The organism is Pseudomonas sp. PS01297 (assembly GCF_029959305.1).
GTDB lineage: Bacteria > Pseudomonadota > Gammaproteobacteria > Pseudomonadales > Pseudomonadaceae > Aquipseudomonas > Aquipseudomonas helleri.
In genome coordinates this window covers 21710-39327 of sequence record NZ_JASCPQ010000046.1, presented here as the reverse complement: position 1 = coordinate 39327, position 17618 = coordinate 21710, and the positions used below count along the sequence as shown (strand labels likewise).

Here is a 17618-nt window from a genome sequence, read left to right as displayed (position 1 = left end):
CGATGTAGGCGATGCGGTTTGTCAGAATAACCGCGTCGATGCTATCGCGAGCAAGCCCGCTCCCACGATTGGTGGTGACCGTGTGTTCAAAGCCCTTCCAGCAACTCGCGATAATCCCCCAGTGCTGCGAATTCTTCGGTGTCTTTCGGGCCTTTTTTGCTGTCCGGCTGTTTGACCGCCAGCAAGTGGCCGATGCCGAATGCACGGGCGCTGCGCAAAATCGGCAAGGTGTCGTCGATAAACAGGCTGCGGCTCGGGTCAAAGCCGATATCGGCTTGCAGGGCATCCCAAAACGCCGGGCTTTCCTTGGGGAAGCCGTAATCGTGGGAGCTGATCAGGCGCTCGAAATACGGCGCCAGTTCGATGCGTTCCAGTTTCAATGACAACGAATCGCGGTGCGCGTTGGTGATCAGAATCACCCGCTTGCCAGCCTGTTTGATCGCCGCTAAAAAGGTGTCTGCATCCGGGCGCAGGGCAATCAGGTGCGCGGTTTCGAGCTTGAGTTCACGCACCGGGAGCTTCAGCTCGCGACTCCAGAAATCCAGGCAGTACCACTTCAACTGGCCTGCGTTGTTTTCAAACAGCGGCGTGAGCTCAAGGTCGGCCATGGCGCGGCTGATGCCATGCAGCTCGGCATAGCGCTGCGGCAGGTGTTCGAGCCAAAAGTGGTTGTCGTAGTGCAGGTCGAGCAGTGTGCCGTCCATGTCCAGCAGAACGGTATCAATGTCGCGCCAAGGTAACGCTGTCATGCAAAACTTCTCCCACAGTAGAAAAACATCCGACACAGACAATCGGAAAAGCCGGGGTATAGTAACCCGTTCATATTGAGGAGCCGCTATGCGCCAAAAACCCACCGTACTTGCCCGTGAAATTGTTGCCAGTAGCCGATTGTTTCGGGTCGAAGAAGTGCAGCTGCGCTTTTCCAATGGCGTTGAGCGCACTTACGAGCGGCTGGTGGGGCGCGGTAACGGCTATGGCGCGGTCATGATCGTGGCGATGATTGATGCCGAACACGCCATCCTGGTCGAAGAATATTGTGGCGGCACCGACGAATACGAAGTGTCGTTGCCCAAAGGCCTGATCGAGCCGGGCGAAGACGTGCTGGCGGCCGCTGAGCGTGAATTGAAAGAAGAAGCAGGCTTTGGCGCCCGGCAGCTTGAGCATTTGACTGAGCTGTCGTTGTCGCCGGGGTACATGAGCCAGAAAATCCAGGTGGTGTTGGCTTCTGACCTGTACGAAGCCCACCTCGAAGGCGACGAGCCGGAGCCGATGCGGGTTGACCGGGTCAACTTGCGCGAGCTGTCGACGCTGGTGCAAAACCCGCAGTTCAGCGAAGGCCGTGCCTTGGCCGCGCTGTACCTGGCGCGTGATCTGTTGACCCAGCGCGGAGTGTTCAAACCGTGAGCCTGGCGCATCCCTTGTTGGCCCCGGTGATTGAACTCGCGCACCGCGCAGGCGAGGCCATTTTGCCGTTTTGGCGTGCGGATGTTGCTGTCACCGCCAAAGACGATGACTCCCCGGTTACCGCAGCTGACCTTGCGGCTCACCACATTTTGCTTGATGGCCTGACCGCGTTGGACCCGAGCATCCCGGTGCTGTCGGAAGAAGACGCCAACATCGCGCAGAGCGTGCGCGCTGGGTGGACACGCTGGTGGCTGGTTGACCCGTTGGACGGCACCAAGGAGTTCATCTCCGGCAGCGAAGAATTCACCGTCAACATTGCCCTGATCGAGGACGGTCGCGTGGTGTTCGGCGTAGTTTCAATGCCCACCAGTGGCCGTTGCTACTACGGTGGCGCGGGGCTGGGCGCCTGGCGGGCGGATGCGGATGTGATCGTACCGATCAGTGTGCGCGACGTGCCGCCCGCCGGTGAACCGCTGATCGTGGTCGCCAGCCGTCGGCATTCAAGCCCCGAGCAAGAGCGCTTGCTGGCCGGGCTGGAGACGGCTGTCGGGAAGTTGGAAACCGCCAACATTGGCAGTTCATTGAAGTTCTGTTTGCTGGCCGAAGGTGCGGCAGATTGTTACCCGCGTTTGGCGCCGACTTCGCAATGGGACACAGCCGCCGCACAAGGCGTGCTTGAAGGGGCGGGCGGGGTGGTGTTGCAGCTCGATGGCCAGCCGTTCACGTATCCGGCGCGGGAATCGCTGCTCAATGGCTATTTTTTGGCGTTGCCCGCGAAGGCGCCGTGGCGTGAGCAGTTGTTGGCGTTGGCGCAAGGTTAAAAGCCACCCCTCTGTAGGAGCGAGCTCGCCTCGCGATCTTTTGATCTTTAAAAGATCGCGAGACAAGCTCGCTCCTACAAGGTTTTGGCGAACAGCAGACTACCGATGCAACACATACTGCCCGCTAAACCGCACCGCATCGTCCCCGCCATCGGCATTGATCATCCGCGTCTCAAGGGTTAAGCGTGCGCGGCCGTGGCGTTTGTACATGGCCAGGAACTTGTTCCACGCGGCCTCTGATGGCGCATCGCAGAGCGCGATGGCGTCTTGGGTCACGGGCAGCGGGTAGCTGATGTGGCCTTCTTGAATCACGATGTGCCCGTCTTCGATCCCGGCCTCGCGCAGGCTCAAATGCAACCAGCCCCAACCGGCCAGCACCGCGCCGCAGTACAGGCTGCCGCCAAACATGGTGCTTTTGTGGTTGATGTTGGCGTCCAGCGGCAGGTGCAAACGCAATTGCCGATCCTGCCAGCCAACCACTTTGAGGCCCATTTCACGGGTCAGCGGAATGTCGTGATGAAGGATGGATTCCAGATAACGACTGTCGCGGTTCATGCGCGGATCCTGTTCAGGTCAATCAAGTTCATCGGTGTGAGGGTGACTGCCGCTCTCGAAGTGCAGGCCGTGCTTGCGCAATTTGTCGTGCAGGGTTTTGCGCGGCACGCCCAGCGCTTCGGCCAGACTGCGCATCGAGCTGTGTGAACGCTCAAGCTCGGCAGCAATCAGGCTCTTCTCGAAGTGTTCGACCTGCTCGCTCAAGTTGCCAGACACCTCAAGGTCTGACGCCGTTGTGCCGTCGCTAGCGCCTTCGTCCAGGGCCAATTCCAGACCCAGGGCAAAGCGCTCAGCGACGTTTTGCAGTTCACGCACATTGCCCGGCCAGGTGTGGCGCAATAACTGCGCCCGCTGGCCCGGTTGCAACACGTTGAGCGCCAGACCGTGGCGTGCGCTGGCCTCGTCGGCAAAATGCTGGAACAGCACCAGCACGTCTTCACCGCGCTCGCGTAATGGCGAAATACGCAGCGGCGCGACGTTGAGCCGGTAGTACAAGTCGGCGCGAAAACGCCCTTGGTCGGCGGCCTGACGCAGGTCTTCCTTGGTGGCGGCGATCACCCGGATATCCAGCGGGATCAGCTGGTTGCCGCCCAGACGCTCAACCACGCGCTCTTGCAGCAAACGCAGCAACTTGACCTGTACATCCAGGCTCATGCTTTCGATTTCGTCGAGGAACAATGTTCCGCCATTGGCGAACTCGAATTTGCCGATACGGCGTTTTTGCGCGCCGGTAAAGGCGCCGGGTTCATGGCCGAACAGTTCGCTTTCGACCACCGACTCGGCCAGCGCCCCGGCGTTGATCGCCACGAACGGGCCGTTGCGGCGGCTCGACAGGTCGTGCAGCGCCCGTGCGACGACTTCTTTGCCGGAGCCGGTTTCGCCCAGAATCAACACGTCTGCCTTGGTCCCGGCAAGGGCGCCGATTTGTTCGCGCAGGCGCAGCATGGCCGAAGATTGCCCCACCAGCCGTGCGCTCAGTTGCTGGCGATCGCTGAGCGCCAGGCGCAGGCTGCGGTTGTCCAGCACCAGTGCGCGCAGGGCCAGGGCACGGCGCACGCTGTCGAGCAGGGCGTCGCTGGCAAACGGTTTTTCCAGAAAGTCGTAAGCGCCCGTGCGCATGGCCTGCACCGCCAAGGGCACATCACCATGGCCGGTGATCAACAGCACCGGCAGCTCAGGGTCTTGCGCGTGCAGATGGGTGAGCAGCTCCAGCCCGTCCATGCCTGGCATGCGGATGTCACTGACCACCACGCCGGCCCAGTCCCGCGAGATGCGTTCAGCCAGGCCGTTGGCTTCGGCCAGCGGCAACACTTTAAGCCCGGCCAGGTCCAGGGTTTGGCAGAGCGCCTGGCGCAGGTGCGGATCATCATCGATCAAGATGACCTGTACGCGCGGATCAATGGGTTGGCTCATGACCTGGAGTCCTCTGAAGCTTGCAAGCTCACGCCCGGTGCACCGGCGCGCAGTCGTAGGGTAATTAAGGCGCCGCCTTCTTTATGGTTGGCGAACAGCAATTCGCCGCCAAACGCACGGATCAGCGTGTCGCAGATGGCCAGCCCCAACCCCAACCCCTGGGTGCGGGTTTTGGTGGTGTAAAACGGCTCACCCGCGCGGCCCAACGCTTCCATGCAAAAGCCCGGGCCGTTGTCGCGAATGTACACAGTGACGCCTTCAGGGGTGGATTGGGCACTTAGCCACAACCGCCGGGGCGGACCTTTTTCGGTGAGCGCATCAAGGGCGTTGGCCAGCAGGTTGCCCAGCACCTGGCGCAAACGGGTTTCACCGGCTTCGACCCACAGGGTGGCGGCGGGCAGGTCGCGGATCAGTTCGACTTCCATGCTGCGCCGACGTTTGGCCAACAAAGCCAGGGCATCATCCAGCGCCGGTTGCAGCGCCACGCTTTCGGGCGCATGGCGATCGCGCCGGGCGAACGCACGCAGGTGCGCAATGATCGAAGACATGCGCCCGGTCAGCTCATTGATCAATTTGAGGTTGCTGCGCGCATCGTCGATGCGCTGATGATCGAGCAACACTTCGGCGTTTTCGGCATAGCTGCGGATGGCCGCCAACGGCTGGTTGAGTTCGTGGCTGATGCTGGCCGACATGGTGCCCAGCGCGGACAGCTTGCCCGCCTGTACCAGGTCATCCTGGGCGCGCACCAGTTCTTGCTGGGCATGCTCGCGCTCCAGCACTTCTTTGCGCAGGCGCTGGTTGAGGCCTTCAAGGTCGCTGGTTCGTTCGGCCACCCGGCCTTCGAGTTCACGCCGGGCCTTGGCTTCGAAGGCGATGCGTTCCAAATAATGACGGCGGCGTTGCATCATCAAGCTGATCAGCAGCATGACTACCAACAAGGTGGCCGCGCCAATGGCCAGCACGGTCCGCACCGGGCGATCGATCAAGGTACGCGGCGCAAGAATATTTACGCTCCAGCCGGTCTCGTCGATTTTTTGCGTTTGTACTACCCACGAATCGGGGTTGATGTTCAGCGGCTGCAGGTTGCGCGTCGGGTAGGGCAGGATGGCGAAAATGTCCTGTTGCTCTTGCGGCGACAGTTTGCGCGTGGCCTTGAAACGCCAATCCGGGCGGGACGTGAGAATCACCACGCCGTTGTCGTCGGTCGTCAGCAATTGCTCCGGTGTGTTGCCCCACAAGCGCTCGGTGTGATCCAGGTCTACCTTGACCACCAGTACGCCGAGCTTTTTATCGCCTTCGGTCACCGGGGCGGCAAAGTAATAGCCGCGTTTGCCGGACGTAGTGCCCAAGCCGAAAAAGCGCCCCAGCTTGCCGTCCATTGCTTCGCTGAAGTACGGACGAAAAGCAAAGTTGCGTCGGATAAAGCTGTCGGGCTTGTCCCAGTTCGACGTCGCCACTGTGTTGCCATCGGCATCAATCAGGTACATGACCTCAGCGCCGGTCTGGCTGTTGATCTCAGCGAGCAATTTATTGGCCGTGCTCAGGGTTTGCGGGTCTTCCGGGTCGGCCAGCGAATTACGCAGCGCGGGCAACTCGCCCAGAATTTGTGGCAGCACCTCATAGCGGTGCAGCGTGCCCAGCAAGTTGGCCACGTACAGGTCGAGGGTCTGGCGGTTTTGCCCGGCCAGTTCGCTGCGGTAATAGCGCTCGGCCAAGTGTTGCAGCGGCCACAACAAAGGCGCCAGGCACAGCGCCAGTAAGGCCAGGCTGCGCCAGCGGGGGCGGCGAGGAGTTGCAGGAGTCGAGTTCATAGGGCGCAGTATACCTACGCTTAAACCCCGTAGGAGCGAGGCTACCAGCGCTATTTTTAATATCGATTTATATCTGTATTGAAAATGCTTTTGTCAGGGTTAAATCCGATAAATGGTTTTTATTGTGGATATTTATCGGCTATAAAGAGGGCCTTTCTTGACGAAATGCAGGCGGGCGTCCACTGTTTCCGGCCAGCCTGATTGATGCGCCCATCCCCCTTTTTTTTGGTTCCCTGGAGTCCTGACGGTTATGACTACTTTGCACAGCACGCCCCGCGCTGACGGCTTTCACATGCCGGCCGAATGGGCTCCTCAAACTCAAGTCTGGATGATCTGGCCTGAGCGCCCGGACAACTGGCGTTTGGGCGGCAAGCCTGCGCAAGCCGCGCACGCCGCGGTGGCCAAGGCCATTGCCCGCTTCGAGCCGGTGACCGTCGGGGTGTCGGCCGCACAGTACGAAAACGCTCGCGCTCAACTCGATGTGCCGAACATCCGCGTGGTCGAGCTTTCCAACGATGACGCCTGGGTGCGCGACAGCGGGCCGACGTTCGTGATCAACGACACCGGCGAAGTGCGCGGCGTGAACTGGGACTTCAACGCCTGGGGCGGGTTTGACGGCGGGCTGTACTTCCCGTGGAACCGCGATCAGCAAGTGGGCAGCAAGATCCTCGAAATCGAGCGCTCGGCGCGCTACTACACCGAAGGTTTTGTGCTGGAAGGCGGTTCGATCCACGTTGATGGTGAAGGCACATTGATCACCACCGGCGAATGCCTGCTGAACCGCAACCGTAACCCGCACTTGTCCCGTGAAGAGATTGAAAGCGTGCTGCGCGCGCAGTTGGCTGTGGATAAGATCATCTGGCTGCCCGATGGCCTGTACAACGATGAAACCGACGGCCATGTGGATAACTTCTGCTGCTACGTGGCGCCGGGTGAAGTGCTGCTGGCCTGGACTGACGACGAGCGCGACCCCAACTACGTGCGTTGCCACGAAGCGATGAAAGTGCTGGCCACCAGCACCGATGCCCAGGGCCGTTCTTTTGTTGTGCACAAAATGCCAATTCCGGGGCCGATGTACGCCACCCAGGAAGAGTGCGACGGTGTGGATAAAGTCGCTGGCAGCCAGGACCGTAATCCGTCGGAGCGTTTGGCCGGGTCTTACGTGAACTTCCTGATCGTCAACGGCGGCATCATCGCCCCGAGCTTCGACGACCCGATGGACGCAGAGGCCAAAGACATCCTGCAAAACCTGTTTCCGCAGCACGAAGTGGTGATGGTGCCGGGCCGTGAATTGCTGCTGGGCGGTGGCAACATCCACTGCCTGACCCAGCAACAACCCGCCCCACGCAAAGCCTGACCCCACCCAAAACTGTAGGAGCGAGCTCGCCTCGCGATCTTTTGATCTTCTAAAAGCTCGCAGCCTGCGCCAGCTCCTACAGGCCCTTTATTTGCCCGGTTAACGCAACACACTAAAAGCGCTGGCAGCGTTTTTCTGTTCTCGCCTTACCGCTAGTCTGACGCTCTGATGGATTGAACCTTCGGAGCGCTTCATGACCACCCCCGTTCTGCATTACATCTATGACCCGCTGTGCGGTTGGTGCTATGGCGCCAAGCCGCTGATCGACGCTGCCCGCGGCATTGTGCCGGTGGTGGCCCATGGCGGCGGCATGATGACCGGTGCCCAGCGCCGCCCCGTGTCTGCGCAACTGCGTGACTACGTCATGCCCCATGACCAGCGGATCGCCGAATACACCGGCCAGCCGTTTGGCGAGGCTTATTTTGAAGGGCTGCTGCGCGACACCACTGCGGTCTTTGATTCGGCGCCACCCATCACTGCCGTGTTGGCCGCCGAGCAACTGGCCGGGCGTGGCCTTGAACTGCTGGGGCGTTTACAGACGGCGCACTATGTCGAAGGGCGGCGGATTAGCGACAAGGATGTGCTGGAGGAACTGGCCACTGAAATCGGCCTGCCCACCGAGGCCTTTGTTACGGCCTACCAGGCGGCCCGTGGCGAACCGACCCACACTCATATCAAAGACAGCCGCAAACTGCTCGGGCAGGTGGGGGGCCAAGGCTTTCCTACCCTGGTTCTGGAACTCGACGGGCGCTACCAAGTGGTCGATTTTGGGGCGTTTATCGGTAAGCCAGATGCCTTTGCGCAATGGTTGCGCGCACCCGCCCAAAGCCTAAACGATTCAGCGCCCGCCTGCGGCCTGAATGGCTGCGACGAGTCAAAGGTTAAGGCGCGATCAACGGTCTTTGAATTGCTGGCAATTAACAAATTTTTCACGAAATTGACACTTTGCCTTAACGACGGATAGGATCCCTGCCTACGCCTGTGGCGATAAGCCATGCACCAACTTTCTAAATGACCCGCGCGGTGTCTCGTGTGGGTCTTTTTTGTTATGTGAAGCAACCACCACTCAATGTTTCAGCTTGAAACCCACAGCGCGCCTCTATTCTGAAATAAGGAAAATAAAATGTTAAAAACACGGATAGGTCTACTCGCTCTGGGCGTACTCGGTGCTACCCAGGCCATGGCTAACGATCAAGCTGACGCAAAAGGTTTTGTAGAAGACAGCCACCTGAACGTATTGGCGCGCAACGCCTACATCAGCCGCGACTACAAAAACCACCAACAAGACAAAGCTGAATGGGGCCAAGGCTTCCTCGGCACATTCACCTCCGGCTTCACCCAAGGCACCGTGGGCGTGGGTGTGGATGCTTTCGGCATCTACGCACTGCGTCTGGACGGCGGCAAGGGCAGCAGCGGCGCAGGCGGCATCGACTTCTTCAAGCAAGACCATAACGGCAAAGCCGCTCACGACATCGCCAAGGCTGGCGCTGCCGTGAAGTTCCGCATTTCCAACACCGTGCTGAAATACGGTGACCAAATGCCAGCTCTGCCGGTACTGATGTACGACAACTCCCGTCTGATGCCAGAAAGCTTCACCGGTACCCTGTTGACCTCCAAAGAGATCGACGGCCTGGAACTGAACGTGGGTCGTTTCACCGAAGAGTCGCGTAAAAGTGCTGAAGCGCGTAACAGCGGCGGCCTGAAGAGCATCAACGTGTTCGGCGGTAGCTACAAGTTCACCGAGCGCTTCTCGGCCTCGTTGTACGGCTCCGAGATGAAAGACGAGCTGCGCAAGCAATACCTGGGCATGACCTACGCCCTGCCACTGGATGACAAACAGTCCCTGACGTTTGACTTCAACGGCTACCGCACCCACGTAGATTCTGGCTACGCGCGTGACGTGCTGAAGGTTGACGGCACCGACAACAAGATCTGGAGCCTGGCAACCACCTACGCGTTCGGCGCGCACTCGCTGGTTCTGGCTTACCAGAGCAGCACCGGTGAAATCGGCTACCCATACGGCGGCTACCGCAATGCGGGCGGCGTGGGCGACGGCGGCAACACCATCTTGCTGGCCAACTCCTACTGGTCTGACTTCAACGCCAAAGACGAGCGTTCGTGGCAACTGGGTTACGGCTTCGACTTCGGCGCCGTTGGCATTCCAGGCCTGACCTACAACATCGCCTACGTACGCGGCACCAACATCGACGACGGTTCAGGCCGTGGTCGTGGTACCGAGCGCGAAATCTACAACCAGGCCAAGTACGTTGTACAAAGCGGTCCGGTTAAAGACCTGAGCGTGCGTCTGCGCGGTTCGTGGTTGCGCGTTTCCAACAACGCCAGCGACTACAACGTCGGCGGTAACGAAGTCCGTGTATTTGTTGATTACCCAATCAGCATTTTCTGATGCCACAGGCCTGCCAGTCAGGTCTGACATCTGAATAAAAAACGCCCCGAACCGTTTGGTTCGGGGCGTTTTTTTTGGTGCGGACTTTTGTGGATCCCTACCGCCTTAAAAATCCCAGCGAGTGGTCACCATCACGTTGCGCGGGTCGCCGTAGTAGGCGGAGTCATAAAAGCCGATGTTGGTGAAGTACGCCTTGTCGAACAGGTTGTTGACGTTGACAGTGGCCGACAGGTTGTCGGTGAATTGGTAGCGCGCCATAAAGTCCACCAGCCAGTACGGGTCTTGGGTGAATTTTTCGTAGCGTCCCGCGCGGTTGTCGTAGCCCCAGTTGTAGACCGTCTGCCAGCCAGCACCTTGCCAACGTGCGCCGCCACCGAGGGTGAGTTTGTCCAGATTACCCTTGAGTTTGTAGCTGCTGTAAAAGCTGACCTGGTCCTGCGGCTCCCAGGTCGCGACTTTTATGTGGTCGTCGTCGCGGCTGATTTTGTGCGTGTAACCGGCCTGCAATTGCCAGCCGGGGCTGAGCTCTCCGGAAATTTCTGCCTCGTACCCTTTGGTCGTGGTCTTGGTGCCGATGTAGGAGTATTCCGCACCGGGGGTGGAGTTAAACAGCAGGTCTGCAACGGGCCGGTTGGTTTCATGCACTTCGAAGTAGGCAAGGCTGCTGTTCAGGCGGCCGCCAAAAAACTCGCCCTTAAGCCCCAGTTCATAGTTTTTGCCTTCGTCGGGGGCAAGCATCTTGCGCGTGCGGTCACGGTACTGCGTCTGCGGCTGGAAAATTTCGGTGTAGCTGGCGTAGGCCGAGACATTGTCATTGAGGTCATACACCACACCGGCATAGGGCACGACCTTGCCGCTGGCCTTAGTTTTACTGGTGCCGGTGACTTGGTAGTTGGCAACCCGGGTGCCGAGCATCACGTGCAGGTCATCCATCAGGCTGAAGCGCCCGGCGATGTAAGTCCCGCTTTGGCGAGTGGTCTCATCGTTTATTTTGGTGGGCTGATTCCACAGCGGCTCAATGGCTTGGCCGTGCCACTGATAGAAATCGTAGTTGTTGTCGAAGTAGGTGGCGTTTGAGTAGTCCTTGCCTTTCCAGTCAGAAATGGACAGAGACTGGCCCACGACTAATTGGTGTTCGCGGCCAAACAGCTCAAAAGGTCCCGAGGCATAGACATCAAGGCTGTCACGGGTGGTTTCGCCGGTATATTTGCGCGCATAAATCGAACTGGCGGTTGCGGAGTCCTGTGAGATGTAACCCAGCGGCGCGTCGTAACCATTGATCTGATGGTTGTATTGGCCTTTGGTCACCCAGCCATTGTCAAAGTTGTGCTCAAGGGTGGCGAACACGGTTCGGCTGTACTGCTCCCAACTGCCCCATTTGGGGCCGTTGTTGAATGAGCGCGGCAGATCCAGCTTATTGCCCGTCGCATCGAAAATGGTACGCGTGCCGGTCCAGCTGGAGCCTTTGGGGTTGCTGTCCTGATAGTCGGCGCCCAGGGTGAGCAGCGTGTCTTCATCCAGATCGACCTCAAGAATGCCGTAGTACACGCCGGTTTTGCGCGAGTAGTGGTCCAGGAATGACTTTTTGTCCTGATACGCCGCGACGGCCCGACCGCGCACGTTGCCGGTCTCGGTCAGCGGGCCGCTCACGTCGATTTGTGTGCGGTAGTTGTCCCAGGAGCCGGCGCCCGCCTCAATGCTGCTCATGAATTGCGAGGTGGGTTTTTTGCGAATCAGGTTGATGGTGCCGCCAGGGCCGCCAGCCCCGGTGAGCAGGCCGGTCGCGCCCTTGAGCACTTCAACCCGGTCATACAGGGCCATGTCGGTCAGGGTCTGCCCGGCCGAGTATTGCGCGTCCCGTAGAGTCGGAATGCCATCGTATTGAAAGTTGACGATGGAAAAACCGCGCGAGTAGTAGTTGGTGCGCTCAGTGTCATACGTCGACACCGTGATGCCCGGCGTGTGGCGCATCACGTCATCAATGGCGTTGAGTCCGAAATCGTCCATGACCTGGCGGGTCACCACTGAAATCGACTGCGGCGTTTCTCGCGGAGTCAGCACCAGCCGCGTGGCCGTGGCGATGGTGCCCGGCGTATAGGAACCCGTGCCTTCGGTAACAGACCCCAACTGGTTGGTGGTGACCTGAGTGGCGCCCAGCTCCAGGGCCGATTGCGCGTTGCGTGCGACCAGTACATAGCCCCCATTGCTCTGGCGCTCGGCTTGCAAGCCGCTGTTGGCGAGCAAGCGCTCCAGGCCTTCTTCAACACTGTATGAGCCTTCCAGCCCGCTGGTGTGGAGGTGGCGAGCCTGTTCCGTGTCGAACGAAATAGTCACCCCCGCCTGCACGCCAAACTGGGTCAGGGCGTTGCCCAACGGGCCTGGGGCAATCTCATACACCGTCTGGCTTTGCGCAGACGCCTGGGTGGGCATCAGCGCCAGGGCGGGAAGGCTGGCCAGCGACGCGCCAAACACCGCCATGCGCACAGCGCGCGTTATCTGGGTACTGGCATTGAGGGGGAGCGGGGGCATTCGGTGATCCTTCCGTTAGTCTGGCAGATAGCCGCTGTGATCGCGGTTTGTGTCAAAGACGGATGAGAATCAAAATCAGCAAGGCCGCGCGCCGGGATTTTCTAAATAAATTCAGACCGGCTCGATGTTGGCCCAATAGCGCGTCACATAACGCACCTTGACCGGTAAGGTCTTGCTCAGGTTTTCCAGCACGGTGTCGGTGTCATCGATGCGAAACGCCCCCGAAATGCTCAACCCTTGAACCGCCGGGTCGCACCGCAGCACGCCGGGGCGATAACGGCCCAACGCTTCGATAAAGTCCCCCAGGGGCCAGTCATTCACGCTCAACATGCCCTGCACCCAGGCGGCCGATTCAGCCGGTAAAAGCCCAATCGCGCTCACCGCATCGCGGTCGAACGTGACTTGCTGCCCGGCCTCCAGCCGCAGAGGCTGATCGGCATGGCGAAGCGGGCGGACTTCAACCGCAGCCTGTAGCACGCCGACGCGGGTGTAGGCGGGCAGTTGGCGAACACTGAAGCGGGTGCCGAGCGCCCGCACGCTGCCGTCAACCGTTTGCACGACCAAGGGCCGTGGGTCGGCGGGCTGGGCGGTTTGCAGCAATATTTCGCCACGGTACAACTGGATCTGCCGCTGCGCTGCATCGAAGCGAATATCCAGCGCGGTGCCGGCGTTCATCTCCAATTGCGAGCCGTCCTCCAGCCGCAGCGAGCGGCGCTCTCGGCTGCCGGTGCTCAGCTCTGCCAGCATCGAGCGATAGGGCAGCTGCTCAACGGCCAGCCACGAACATCCGCCCACGGCCACCAGCATGCTGAGGATTTTCAGCACATCACGGCGCTGGGCCTTGGCTGCCCCCAAACTGGACAACGCCGCTTGGCGGGGCATTTTGGACCATTGCTGCTGGAGGATTTCGACCCGTGCCCAGGCTGCCGCATGCTGCGGGCTGGCGTGCAGCCAGGTGTGCCAGGCCCGCTGCCGCGCCTCATTGACCGTGCCGTCATTGAGTTGCACATACCAGGTGGCGGCGGCTTCGAGGGTTTTGATATCCATGTCCGGTGGCCTCACGCATCAACCAGCAAAAGGCAGCGGGTCATAGCGCGAATCAGATGGTTTTTAACCGTGGTCACCGACACCCCAAAGCGTTCGGCTGCGGCCACGTAGGTTAGCCCTTCCAGTTGGACAGCGAGGAAAATCTCCCGGGTTCTGGGGCCCAGTTCGTCGAGCAGGGTATCGATTGAGATCAGCATCTCGATGATTGACAACCGCACCTCCGGCGACACCTCCACCGGCTCTGGCCGTTGCGCCAACGCAAACAGATACGCCTGCTCAATGGTGCGTCGACGGGACTTGTCGATCAGCAGCGAGCGGGCAATGGCACTGAGATAGCCCCGAGGCTCGCGGATGGGCACGTCATGGCGGGCAGTCATCACGCGCACAAACGTGTCCTGAGCCAAATCCGACGCATCGGCCGCATTACCGAGCCGCACGCGCAACCAGCCTTTCAGCCAACTGTTGTGTTCGCTGTACAGCTGATGAAGCGCTGAATGATCGAGCGACGACATGAGAGAGTCACCAAAAGCGTAAATGGTAATCGCTCTCATTGTCGTGATGGCACGGCAGTAATGCAAGGGGGGAGGGGCAACTACCTTGCGGGCTGCAAACGCCTAAAACCGTCCGCTAATCCCCAACAACGGGCCTTTTTGCACGATGTCGTACACAAACCCGTCGTTGCGATAGTTCACGCCCATGGCCCGGTAGCCGGCCACCGCCGAAAATCCGGGGGTGAATTCCCAGCCTGCCAGGGCTGCCAGGTCCCAGTCTTCACGGGATTGCCCGGCACCCACCATGCCCCAGGAGGACAACCAGAACCGCTCATTGACCGCATAGCGCCCCCGCAGCCCGACCATGGCGTCTGCCCACGTGGCGTTGTCAGAGCCGGAATGCCCCGAAGCCTGCCCACCATGGAGGGTCAGGGTGGTGCTGCTGTACCAGACACGCACGCCGCCCGCGACGTCGACCCGGTAATCGTCATCGCCGAGTACCGTATAGCCGCCGCCCAAAAAGCCTGACGCCGTCTTGCCTTCAACTTCCAGCTTGGACCCGGTTGGCAGGCGGCTGCGGGTGTCGGTGTCGATGTACATCAGGTCGGCAAGCACGCTGTAAGGCCCGCGCCGCGCTTCGCCCATGAACATCAACGACATGTCGACGGTGCGTGCGATGTTTGAGAAGTCGGACTTCACAGAGGCCGTCCCTGTGCTTTTGTGGCCGACGTGCCCACGAATACCGGCGCCCCACAGGTATGGCCCACCGTTGAACTGCCACTCATCGCTGTCTGCCGCATTGGCAACCGTCGGCAGGCCGCTTGCCGCGCTCGCCACGGCCCCGAAAAGCAGGGCCAGATGCACGTGTTTACGCCGCAACGAAGTGTTACTGAGCCTCATGGCGCATCCCCGTTCAGTGCTGCGTCAACGAGAGCGCGACGCCCTCGGCGGCGCAATTTTCTGTGGGCTTGTTGCCTGCTTTTTGCGCCATCTGAATTTCTTCCTTCGCCGCTGCCAGGTCCTTCAGGAACGCCGGATTGCTGTGCAGACTGGCCACGGTGGCGGCGCCCATGATGCGCCCGGCATCCACGTCGCTTTGCCAGTGGGCGTTGCAGATGACGCGGCTTTGGCCGTACGCCAGGCCGCGAGTCATCAGTTCAGTGGCGCGTGCCGGGTTCACTTCTGCGAGGATCAAGCCCCAGGCCCAACCCGCCGCCGAGTGCCCGGAAGGCCAGGAGCCGTCGGTGCGCAGCAGCGGTTCCATGTCTTTGCGGCAGGTGCCTTCGTCATGCACCACAAACGGCCGGGTGCGGTTGTAGGCGTTTTTCCCGGCATACGTGGAACCACCGGCATCCGTCAGCGTGCGCTGCATCAAGGTGTACAGATGCGGCGTGGTCTTCTCGCTGATCTGCGTCCCCATCGCGCACGAAAACGTGTTGGCCGGGCCCGGGAACGACAACTCTGCATCGGTTGCTGCGAGTGCCTCCCGGGCCGTGCCACGCAGAGCCAGCGCCGCCCGCCGAGCTTCTTCATCCCGCGCCAGCGCCGCGGAGTCGGGCTTTGGCGGCGCGCCGAGCAACGCCAGGCGCAGCGGCAAGTCGGCCGGGTTGAGGTAGCCCGGAGCCAGCTTGAAATGAGGGTCCGTGATCTTGGTGGCCGCCTCTTCGGCAAGCACCAGCCCCGACCACAGCAGGCCAGTCAGGGACACGGTCAGCCCCAACTGCTTATGTCGTTGTTTCATCACGTATTCCCTTGTTGGTCCTGTGGCGGATGGCAGCGGTGTGAACGGTTAATCAAAACGAGTACAGCGCGTTCAGATAAGCGCCAGCGCCGACCTTTTCACCCGTGAGCGGGCTGTTGCGGGCATCGGAGACCAGCGCGTAGGTTTTGACCCCGCCTTCAAGGGCGATTTGTGGCTGCCACTGCCAGGTGAGGCCCAGCTTCAAGGTCACGTCACGCATCCCGCCGCCTGGGTGGTATTCCTCGAACTGGGTGCGGGCCGCTTGCTGAGCCGTGACGCCGAAGCGCGCCATCATGTCGTTCTCATTGCTCCAGGTGCCGTATAGCGTCGAGTCCAGGGTCAATGTTGAAGACAGCGCGTAAGCCGTGGCAAAACCGGCTTCAAGGTAGGCGGTTTTGCCCAAGCGCTCGCCGCCGTAATTGCGGTTGTCGCTCGAACGCAGGCCGCGCACAAACAGGCGACCGGCCGGCAGCGTCCAGTACGCCTCAGCCCCCACCAGCGCGGTGCTGTCCAGGTTGCCCATGCCCCGCAGATAGTCATCGCGGCCGTCCAGGGTGTGGATTCGTTCTTTGCGGCCCTGGTCATAACCGATCAGCAGCGCAAAGCCGAAAGGCGACAAGCCCGGCAAGTCCCAACGCAGGCCCTCAGGGAACGCCGCACTGAACGTGCCCCACTCTTGGGTCGGCAACACGGCCTTCAATTTCAGCGACGGGAAAGCCGCGTAGTGCGACGAACCTTCGTACAGCGGGCCGACACCGAGGCCACCACCCACCGTTACGGATGGCTCATTTGCGTTGTCTGCGTGTGCCGGCAGCGCCAACGCCAATGCGAGCGTCGCACCTGTCATGAGGGCCACGGGATGCTTGAGAAAGTTTGAACCGCCGATGGTTGTCATTGCTTGTTTCCTTGGTTGTAAAACCAAACGTGTGAGCGTGTGTGCCGGGTTATAGAAGTCGGCTGTTATCAATTAGCGGGCGACAAGCTCTGGCTTGGGGAAGCTCCATTGGCCATTGAGTAGTTGTTCGCTCGGCTGATAAAGCCTGACCGTGTAGTTCCAGCCGGGGGTGGTAGGCAGGCAATTGGCGATCGTCGCGTCGCAACCGCCGAACTGAATGGCAATCGAGCCATCCTCACTTTTCTTGGCGGTGAGGTTGTTCAACGAATAAGCGTCTTGGGGGTTCTTCTGGAAGTAACCGTCGGCGTTATAAACACTGACCGACCAAAAACCATTGACCGGGACTTCGCCTACTTTCAGGCGGTAAACGGCGTGCCCATCGTTCTGCGGCATCACGCCGCCCAGGTAGATGGCGTCCTTGGCCGGGTTGCCGCCCCATCCCGTGGCAGTGCCGATCAAGTGATGGATGGGATTGACCGCGCCCTTGGGGCCAAAGGACTGGTTGTAGTCAGGGATCGTCGACCCCAACACCTCCAACGCCGCACGCACTTTTGCCTGGCTGGCCGGGTCCCACTTAGGCACCACAAATTCGCCAACCTTGGCCTGGCTGACCGTCATTGCATCCTGCAGTGCATGGACCTTCGCAAGGTCTTTGCGATCTGCGGGATCGAAGAAGGTGCGCACCGCCACAAAGACATAGCGGGTGCCGACGGACTCTTTGGTCAGTGTCTGGCGGCCGGCGCCGTAAGTGACGAGGGGCACGTAGTGATCTTCATTGATCACCGCCATCGACATGAAGCGCCCATCGGCCTCAGGCAAGGTGATGGTGACGGGGCCTGCATCGAGATCGAACACCGCGGACGAATAGAGCGTGTCCCGGTTCATTCGCACCACATTTTGGGCGTCGATGGGCACGGCTTCGCGGCTATGAACAAAGCGGCCCAAACTGCCCGTTGCCACCATCTTGCCCAAGTAAAGGTCGGACTCGGCACGCACAAAGTTATCCACACCCACCGGTATCGCCGCCTCTGGGGAGGATTGAGCGTTCGCACTTCCAACTACTGCCAGCGCCATGGCAAGGATGCAGATCGCATGTAAAGGGGGCATTTAAACCTCTGGGTTTATTGATTGGCGTTAGTTTTTTGAC

16 protein-coding genes are annotated in these 17618 nt (G+C 60.3%); 5 read left to right on the top strand and 11 right to left on the bottom strand.

Features of this window, described 5'->3' with window-relative positions:
* Positions 1-86 precede the first annotated feature (86 nt).
* A complete protein-coding gene (yrfG, locus tag QMX84_RS15130) occupies positions 87-749 on the bottom strand; it encodes a GMP/IMP nucleotidase (protein WP_282364175.1) in 663 nt (220 codons plus the stop codon).
* An 88-nt stretch (positions 750-837) separates the two neighbouring features.
* On the opposite strand from yrfG, the gene nudE reads away from it, so the two are divergent.
* A complete protein-coding gene (gene nudE / locus QMX84_RS15125) occupies positions 838-1404 on the top strand; it encodes an ADP compounds hydrolase NudE (RefSeq protein WP_048388865.1) in 567 nt (188 codons plus the stop codon).
* Entirely contained in the window at positions 1401-2225 is an 825-nt protein-coding gene (gene cysQ, locus QMX84_RS15120) for a 3'(2'),5'-bisphosphate nucleotidase CysQ (protein ID WP_123750991.1), read from the top strand. The genes nudE and cysQ overlap by 4 nt, the downstream gene beginning before the upstream one ends.
* Positions 2226-2324: 99 nt before the next feature.
* Here cysQ and QMX84_RS15115 read toward each other — a convergent pair whose 3' ends face one another.
* From QMX84_RS15115 to QMX84_RS15105, 3 genes are read right to left on the bottom strand one after another with little or no spacing between them, the layout of a single operon-like run.
* Complete coding sequence (locus tag QMX84_RS15115) at positions 2325-2780, bottom strand: thioesterase domain-containing protein (protein WP_048388869.1); 456 nt, start codon at positions 2778-2780, stop codon at positions 2325-2327.
* An 18-nt stretch (positions 2781-2798) separates the two neighbouring features.
* Positions 2799-4193, bottom strand: coding sequence for a sigma-54 dependent transcriptional regulator (locus tag QMX84_RS15110; RefSeq protein WP_273220951.1), 1395 nt, complete (start codon positions 4191-4193; stop codon positions 2799-2801).
* The gene (locus tag QMX84_RS15105) at positions 4190-6004 is read right to left on the bottom strand and encodes a sensor histidine kinase (protein WP_282364174.1); all 1815 of its coding nucleotides are present in this window, start codon (positions 6002-6004) and stop codon (positions 4190-4192) included. Before QMX84_RS15105 ends, QMX84_RS15110 begins: the two co-directional genes overlap by 4 nt.
* 250 nt (positions 6005-6254) lie before the next feature.
* Between QMX84_RS15105 and aguA the strand changes: the two genes are divergently transcribed.
* The 3 genes from aguA (at position 6255) to QMX84_RS15090 (ending at position 9768) form a co-directional block, all read left to right on the top strand.
* Positions 6255-7361, top strand: a complete 1107-nt coding sequence (aguA, locus tag QMX84_RS15100) for an agmatine deiminase (RefSeq protein ID WP_048366852.1) — start codon at positions 6255-6257, stop codon at positions 7359-7361.
* 193 nt (positions 7362-7554) lie between these two features.
* Positions 7555-8325 (top strand): DsbA family protein, encoded by a 771-nt coding sequence (locus tag QMX84_RS15095; protein WP_282364173.1) that lies wholly within the window; start codon positions 7555-7557, stop codon positions 8323-8325.
* Positions 8326-8484: 159 nt separating this feature from the next.
* Positions 8485-9768: an OprD family porin gene (locus QMX84_RS15090; RefSeq protein WP_048388877.1), complete on the top strand. Its 1284-nt coding sequence runs from the start codon at positions 8485-8487 to the stop codon at positions 9766-9768.
* Between the two features lie 105 nt (positions 9769-9873).
* On the opposite strand, the gene QMX84_RS15085 is transcribed toward QMX84_RS15090, so the two are convergent.
* The 7 genes from QMX84_RS15085 to QMX84_RS15055 form a co-directional block, all read right to left on the bottom strand.
* A complete protein-coding gene (locus QMX84_RS15085) occupies positions 9874-12297 on the bottom strand; it encodes a TonB-dependent siderophore receptor (RefSeq protein ID WP_282364172.1) in 2424 nt (807 codons plus the stop codon).
* Between the two features lie 111 nt (positions 12298-12408).
* Positions 12409-13344 (bottom strand): FecR domain-containing protein, encoded by a 936-nt coding sequence (locus tag QMX84_RS15080; protein ID WP_282364171.1) that lies wholly within the window; start codon positions 13342-13344, stop codon positions 12409-12411.
* Positions 13345-13355: 11 nt separating this feature from the next.
* On the bottom strand, positions 13356-13856 hold the full coding sequence (locus QMX84_RS15075) for a sigma-70 family RNA polymerase sigma factor (protein ID WP_031633056.1): 501 nt from the start codon (positions 13854-13856) through the stop codon (positions 13356-13358).
* A gap of 102 nt (positions 13857-13958) precedes the next feature.
* Positions 13959-14735: a hypothetical protein gene (locus tag QMX84_RS15070; RefSeq protein ID WP_282364170.1), complete on the bottom strand. Its 777-nt coding sequence runs from the start codon at positions 14733-14735 to the stop codon at positions 13959-13961.
* Between the two features lie 13 nt (positions 14736-14748).
* Complete coding sequence (locus tag QMX84_RS15065) at positions 14749-15576, bottom strand: phosphatase PAP2 family protein (RefSeq protein WP_282364169.1); 828 nt, start codon at positions 15574-15576, stop codon at positions 14749-14751.
* Positions 15577-15628: 52 nt separating this feature from the next.
* On the bottom strand, positions 15629-16471 hold the full coding sequence (locus QMX84_RS15060; RefSeq protein ID WP_048366846.1) for a MipA/OmpV family protein: 843 nt from the start codon (positions 16469-16471) through the stop codon (positions 15629-15631).
* Positions 16472-16543: 72 nt separating this feature from the next.
* On the bottom strand, positions 16544-17578 hold the full coding sequence (locus QMX84_RS15055) for a DUF1254 domain-containing protein (RefSeq protein WP_282364168.1): 1035 nt from the start codon (positions 17576-17578) through the stop codon (positions 16544-16546).
* Between the last annotated feature and the right edge of the window lie 40 nt (positions 17579-17618).